This is a genomic window from Marinobacterium ramblicola (assembly GCF_019084545.1).
Classification (GTDB): Bacteria; Pseudomonadota; Gammaproteobacteria; order Pseudomonadales; family Balneatricaceae; genus Marinobacterium_D; species Marinobacterium_D ramblicola.
Window position 1 is genome coordinate 1 of sequence record NZ_JAHREP010000051.1, and the last position, 6,272, is coordinate 6,272.

Below are 6,272 nucleotides of genomic sequence, written 5' to 3' on the forward strand. Positions count from 1 at the left end.
GGTGTGATCGCCGAGTTCAACGACGAGAGGGTGATGGTGGACTTCAACCATCCGCTGGCGGGTAAAACCCTGCTGTTTGAGGTCAGTATTATCGCGGTTTCATAGCAGGCGCCCGTGCGGGAGTCCTGGGGCGCCGAACTTGGTAGGGCTCTGCAGTAGATGAAGCTATACTTTCCCAATATTGTGAATTTTGATTATATGGTTTCACTTGTGGTCGATATTGAATGCGGGCCTCATGATCTCTTGCTCGGTGCGTGAAATTCCGATCAGGTCGGCAACCTCACGCCATTGGCCAACAGACGCCAGAACCTTAACGAAGATATCCTCGGCTACTTCCCGAGAGAGTTGGAAAAACTCGATTACCTCGAAGGCCAGTTCATAACTCAGACTGTTGCTCTTGTCATCGATGTTCAGATGTAGCCCGTTGGCGACGGCTGTCGGATTGATGTCATATGCAGGCGATAGTCGCCAGCCTTTGCCATCGAACAGAAAACCGTGGTTACGCAGATGGTCATCGACGTTGGATACCGCGATATTGAACACGATGCGGCGCCACAGCTCGGCCAGGTCGTTCCTGGATTCACTGCCGTGATTGGTGAGAAACTCGGCGAGTTCCAGATAGCCGGCCCCCTCCTGTGGGGGCCGGTGAAAGTGACAGGTTCCGCTGGTCTGGGGTGAACCGCTGTGCCGGTTTGCCGTGCAGGTCGTGCTGGTGTCCGGTTCGTTAAGCATAGGTCCACCACTTCTGTTTAAATCCATGCAGCTTGTTTTGTGTTTTGGTAAAACGTCGGACATTCTTTCCCAGTCTATACTGGTTATCATCTGACCAGATATATACGGGAAGGGAGCGATGGTTGATAAAGAGCAGCAAGAACGATTGATTCGTGAACTGGAAAAAAGCCTGGAGGCTGACCTGCTGAGCCGTCATGGTCCAGTCATGACCGGCGAGGCGCTTTATACTGCGCTCGGCTATGTTTCCAAGGCTGCTTTTAGCCAGTCGCTCGTGCGCAAAACGGTTCCTGTGCCTGTCTTTGAACTGGAACACCGGCGAGGAAAGTTCGCCCTGGTGAAGGATATTGCCCACTATCTGGCGGAGCGGCGATACAAGGATATAGTCGGTGATCAGTCAAAGAGTGATCAGTGAGTTTTCACCTTGCTTGTATATCGTATCGCTACGCGATACAATCACTGCATGATTACCGGCTTTCGACACAAGGGGCTTGAAGCCTTTTACCAAACAGGGACGACCCGAGGCATACAGTCAACACATGCCGCGAAGCTCCGTCGAATTCTGGCTTTACTGGACGTTGCCGCAGGCCCGGATGACCTCAATATCCCCTCGTTCAAGCTGCACCCGCTGAAGGGCGAACTGAATGGGTACTGGTCCATCTGGGTGAACGGCAACTGGCGAGTGACCTTTCGGTTTGTTGGCGTCGATGTCGAATTGGTCAATTATGTTGATTACCACTAAAGGAGACCGCGCCATGATGATGAACCCTCCGCATCCGGGCGAGATGCTGCGCGAAGATGTGATCGCCGAGCTGGGCTTGTCGGTGACAGAAGCGGCAGACCGGTTGGGCATGTCCCGTGTGGCCCTATCCCGTGTGCTGAATGGCAGGGCAGCCGTAAGCCCCGATCTGGCGTTGCGCTTGGAAATGGCCGGTGTAAGTACTGCCCGCGCTTGGCTTGCCATGCAGGTGAACTATGATTTAGCACAGGCTAGGCTGCATTCTCAGCCGCCGATCCGCCCGCTACAGACCCCCGTCTCGGACGGGAGGTGATGGAACGAGGCCGCGTTGACCATCGCATGGTGCTAGAGCGGCCTTAGCACTGACCCCCTGAAGTTTTCCCGTGAAGATTGGTAGGCCAGCACGTAAAGTACGCAATTAGTTTACAACTACTTCAGGGACTATGATCCGGAGACGGGGCGGTACGTTCAGGCTGATCCGATAGGGCTCGAGGGGAGTTTAAATATATACTCGTATGCAGAGAACAACTCAGTTAATAATTTTGATCCAGATGGAAACGTATGCATAAGAATACGTGGGATTCCTATTTGTGTAAAACTGAATTTTAAAGCGCCTAAGAAACTGCGTAAAAAGCTCGACCCAAATGCACCGTGCTTTTTATATAATATTGTGGATTGTAATGGTCAGGTTGTCTATGTGGGGATTACAAACAATCCTAAAGTTCGTGAAGGACAACACAAAAATAGCAAAAAAGGGATTATAAAAAGATTTCAATGTTTAGCTTGTAATCTTAAGTTTTTGGTAATGAAAAAATTTAGTAATAGAAAAAAATGCAAGGTTGCTGAAACTTTAGAAATTAAGATGTTTAATCCTATTTTTAATGATGGTGAAAGTGATGTTCCTCCAGTTCAGCAATGGGAAGAACAGGAAAAATGGAAGGTGAAAAACTGTGGTTTTGCTTGCACCCCTTATAGTCCATTAATTCCTGCTGCGTAGAGGAATATGGGATGGTGATATGACTAATATTCTTATAGTAGGTGTTTTTATGGGAGCTTTTTCGTATTCTGCGCTCGATAATGATGATGCCATGGACTGGATATGTGAGCTTAGGGGGACCGATCTTAAATATGAGAAAATTGTGAGTGCAATAAAAGATTATGATGATTATTTGATTCGGAAAGAGTCTGGTAATTTAATAGCTCCAGATAATGATGAAGTACTAGAAAACAACGATGAGCTTATTGAGTATTTTAAAAATAGACATAATGCAAGTTCTGAAGATGTAAATAAAATTATTGAGGCTATTAAAAAATATGATGAGGATAACTATGCAGAAAATAGTGACGATTATGCATGGAATGCACTGGCTGCCATAGAAAGTTTGTTGGCGTTTGTTGGAAATCCTTCAGAAGAGTTTTTAGAAATATATTCCAGCTGTTTAAGTATAGATTATAAAAAAGACATTATATATGAGGGTGATGTTTATCAGGGTTTGATTCCTCCATCTATTCTGATTATTAATGAGATTGAGAATGATGAGGAGTTGAAAAAAAACATCAAGAATATTGAAGGATTTTATGCATATATTGAGGGGCTTCGTATCAGGCTTTCCAAAAGAATAAATGGGGAATAGGATAAATGGGGTCGGGATTAATGGGATCGAAGTAAAAGGATTAGGATTAATGGGATCGAAGTAAAAGGATTAGGATTAATGGGGTCGAAGTAAAATAAGCGCGCTACCCAAGAGACCTGGAGATAACACAAAGGACCGAACACGACGATGAAAGGGATGCTCATACACCGCGGAGTCACACTACTGCTGGGCGGCCTGCTCAGCCTGCTCTCGCTACAGGTCTGGGCAGTGGGCGGCATCACCTCAGACAACGCCGCCCCCCACTTCGCCACCGGCAAGTTCAACGAGACCTTCACCGACCTGCAGGTCAAGGTACTGGGCGGCACCGTCCGGGTCACTCGCTACTGGCAGGATGATCACTGGGTCTGGAACCGGCGCTGGAGTGACCTGGAGCCGGTCTGGGCCGGTGTCGACGATGAGCAGCCGAGCGCGTTCCGCCGCATCGACCAGCACTACCCACGGGTCGCGGGCAGCGACAACGTCCGTTACGAAAACCAGCTGATCTACACCATCGACTACAACGCGGCCGACGACGAATACCGCTGGCAGGACCGGCGCGGCAATGTCATCGACTACGCCGTCGAACGCGACGACAACGGCCGCATCCTGCGCGTGCCGATGATCCGCTACAGCGACCGCAACGGCATCACCGTCAGCGTCGAGCGCGACAGCGAGGGTTACATCACCCGCGTCCTCGACCACCTGGGCAACACCGTACTCACCTACACCTGGGAAGCCGCCACCACCTCCACCGACAAGCGCCTGGCCCGCGTCACCGACCACAGCGGCCGCCAGGTGCAGTACCAGTACGACGGCAACGACCGCCTCACCGGCGTCATCGACGTGCGCGGCAAGACCTACCACTACGGCTACACCGGCGCCGGTCAACTGGCCGGCTTCACCGACCCCAAGGGCCAGGCCACCACCTACAGCTTCAACCCCATCGACGAGGTGATCCTCGCCCGCGCCGAAAGCAACGGCACCACCTGCGAATACATACAGATCCGTGGCAACGAACTAAAGTCTGCCTACAACGCCGATGGCGTGGGTAACAGCTACAGCGTCAGCTACAACCCCGATACCCGCCAGTACACCCGCCGCAGCACCGACGCCACCGGCGTGGTCAACGAGCGGCGCTACGGCGAGCATGGCGAACTGGTGAGCAAAAGTAGATAAATGGGGTCAGAGTAAATTAGAATTCCGGTCCGCACACGGTTAGCTACGACTACAATCATGAAGAGCGGCTGATCGCAGTACGGCACGATGGTATGACGGTGGCCAAATACGCCCATGACCCTTACGGACGGAGGATCAGCAAAACGGCCAACGGCAGCACCACCTATTTCCTTTATACCGACCAGGGGCTCAGTGCGGAATACGCGGAAGATGGGACACTGATCAAGGAGTACCACTACAGGCCGAGGGCGAGTTGGAGCACAGACCCGCTGTTCCAGCGCACGGCGGACGGCAAGGTCTACTACTACCAGAACGATCACCTGGGTACGCCGCAGCGGCTGATCGTAGCGAGCGGTAAGGTGGTATGGGAGGCGCGTTACACGGCGTTCGGCAAGGCGACTATCCTGACGGAAGAGGTGAGCAACAACCTGCGGTTCCCGGGGCAGTACTATGATGTAGAGACGGGGCTGCATTACAACTACTTCCGGGATTACGACCCCAGTACGGGGCGGTACATTGAGTCGGATCCGATTGGGTTAGCTGGAGGGATGAATACTTACGTATTTGTCGGTAGTAATCCTATTTCCTTTATTGATCCTTATGGGCTTGAATCATCTTCGAATCCTGTTAGAGATGCTGTTGGAGCGCTTACTGATGCTGGCTACACAGGGTATGCCGAGGCTATACAAGCGAAGAGAGAAGCTGAGGCAGCTGCTTCGCAAGTGGACCCTGGCTTGATGTCTCCGGGAGAAAGCTCATTCATGGGACCCGCTGATGCAATTAGACACTGTGTCTTGGCTTGTTCTCTGACGCAGAGACTCGGACGTACCGATGCGATGAGTATCCTTAATAGACACGAAGATGGTGGTCCCACTGATCTGATGGATCAATATAACAATCAAATGGGATGCTTCATTGGTGAAAACTCTGATGTTGGTACTTGTCAAGCAAGCTGCTTTGCAAATATGGATGATTTAATGAGTTATAGAAATTATGACGGAACTTTTATGGGACGTCCTTTACCTATTAGCGAGGTAAAGTGATATGAAATTAAAATTAATTTTATTTTCAGCTATTATTTTCTTTTTATTGGGCGTATACATGTATTTTGGTTCTATTATTTTTGTTGTGGATACAGAGGGTATAAAAAAAGATATATCTAGTCTGGTATGCACTGATATGATCAATAAATGGGATTTTGGAAATATCGATTCAGATCATCGAGAGTTTCATGTATTGATGATAAGAAGTGGAAGTCCACTTCTTTGTAATATAAGTATCGAAGGGTATGAAAGAAAAGAATTTGTTGCCTTGGGATATTTTTATCATACTATGAAAATGATAAAAATATATGTAAACGAGATTGATGATTTGAATATTGTTAAAGTGACCTCAGATATATATAGAGTCGATGATATTAAAACTGAGCCAAGTACCTATGAAATTATTAGCCATTAACTTATGTCGTAATCGAGACTCGTCGGGTGTGGATCGATTAAGTTATAGGAAATAAGTTTTTGCATTTTGAGCAGCACGGTGTGCACACCTTTCCGGTTTCGGTGTGCACGTCCGGCCAGCAGGGTGTGCATTTGGGGCCAGCGCCTACACCCTCCTCTCCATCGTAGTATTCAAGCAGCGTCATGGCAGAAGAGAAGTGAATGCGTCGGTCGCCATTCCGATCGAAGCGTTTGGTCAGGAAGGTGTGGTGGAATGAGTTGAAGCGTTCGATGCGGCATTCGGCCATATCGATGCCCGCGTCCAGCGCCAGCCGATAGGTCAGGTACTCCCAGGCACCGATATCGTGATCGTCATACCGGCTGGGAAACTTTGCGATAAGAAGATTGCCCGCCTCATCCATGACAGACGCCTTGGGACGGGCGCCACCGAGAGAGGACCCAGGCGAGATCAGCATGAATAGTGTCAGTGCCGGTTGCTAAAGTCCCCAAAATCGCAACTTGAGATGTCCCCTCCACCGAGGCATCAATAAACCGACT

Annotated in this window: 9 protein-coding genes and 3 pseudogenes; 10 read left to right on the plus strand and 2 right to left on the minus strand. The window is 49.6% G+C overall.

Annotated features, from left to right (window positions below; translation table 11 throughout):
• Positions 1 to 105 (plus strand): annotated as a pseudogene (locus tag KQ940_RS22875) (FKBP-type peptidyl-prolyl cis-trans isomerase); the annotation flags it as partial.
• A 99-nt stretch (positions 106 to 204) separates the two neighbouring features.
• Here the strand turns inward: KQ940_RS22875 and KQ940_RS22370 are convergent.
• Complete coding sequence (locus tag KQ940_RS22370) at positions 205 to 732, minus strand: type II toxin-antitoxin system HipA family toxin (RefSeq protein WP_246590266.1); 528 nt, start codon at positions 730 to 732, stop codon at positions 205 to 207.
• 118 nt (positions 733 to 850) lie between these two features.
• On the opposite strand from KQ940_RS22370, the gene KQ940_RS22375 reads away from it, so the two are divergent.
• From KQ940_RS22375 to KQ940_RS22415, 9 genes and pseudogenes are all read left to right on the plus strand, one after another.
• Entirely contained in the window at positions 851 to 1,144 is a 294-nt protein-coding gene (locus KQ940_RS22375) for a hypothetical protein (protein ID WP_217416869.1), read from the plus strand.
• A 48-nt stretch (positions 1,145 to 1,192) separates the two neighbouring features.
• Positions 1,193 to 1,471 carry a type II toxin-antitoxin system RelE/ParE family toxin gene (locus KQ940_RS22380; protein WP_217416870.1) on the plus strand — a complete coding sequence of 93 codons (279 nt, stop codon included), beginning with the start codon at positions 1,193 to 1,195 and terminating at the stop codon, positions 1,469 to 1,471.
• Positions 1,472 to 1,490: 19 nt separating this feature from the next.
• Complete coding sequence (locus KQ940_RS22385; protein WP_343222713.1) at positions 1,491 to 1,781, plus strand: HigA family addiction module antitoxin; 291 nt, start codon at positions 1,491 to 1,493, stop codon at positions 1,779 to 1,781.
• Positions 1,782 to 1,892: 111 nt separating this feature from the next.
• Positions 1,893 to 2,012, plus strand: a pseudogene (locus KQ940_RS23265) (RHS repeat-associated core domain-containing protein); the annotation flags it as partial.
• 21 nt (positions 2,013 to 2,033) lie between these two features.
• Positions 2,034 to 2,465: a GIY-YIG nuclease family protein gene (locus KQ940_RS22395; RefSeq protein ID WP_425515653.1), complete on the plus strand. Its 432-nt coding sequence runs from the start codon at positions 2,034 to 2,036 to the stop codon at positions 2,463 to 2,465.
• A 19-nt stretch (positions 2,466 to 2,484) separates the two neighbouring features.
• Complete coding sequence (locus tag KQ940_RS22400) at positions 2,485 to 3,102, plus strand: DUF4259 domain-containing protein (protein ID WP_217416872.1); 618 nt, start codon at positions 2,485 to 2,487, stop codon at positions 3,100 to 3,102.
• Positions 3,103 to 3,249: 147 nt separating this feature from the next.
• Positions 3,250 to 4,278, plus strand: a complete 1,029-nt coding sequence (locus KQ940_RS22405; RefSeq protein WP_217416873.1) for an RHS repeat domain-containing protein — start codon at positions 3,250 to 3,252, stop codon at positions 4,276 to 4,278.
• Positions 4,279 to 4,325: 47 nt separating this feature from the next.
• Positions 4,326 to 5,321: pseudogene (locus KQ940_RS22410) on the plus strand (RHS repeat-associated core domain-containing protein); the annotation flags it as partial.
• 1 nt (position 5,322) lies between these two features.
• Positions 5,323 to 5,736 (plus strand): hypothetical protein, encoded by a 414-nt coding sequence (locus tag KQ940_RS22415; RefSeq protein WP_217416875.1) that lies wholly within the window; start codon positions 5,323 to 5,325, stop codon positions 5,734 to 5,736.
• A gap of 37 nt (positions 5,737 to 5,773) precedes the next feature.
• On the opposite strand, the gene KQ940_RS22420 is transcribed toward KQ940_RS22415, so the two are convergent.
• A complete protein-coding gene (locus KQ940_RS22420; protein ID WP_281419309.1) occupies positions 5,774 to 6,190 on the minus strand; it encodes a HipA domain-containing protein in 417 nt (138 codons plus the stop codon).
• Positions 6,191 to 6,272 lie beyond the last annotated feature (82 nt).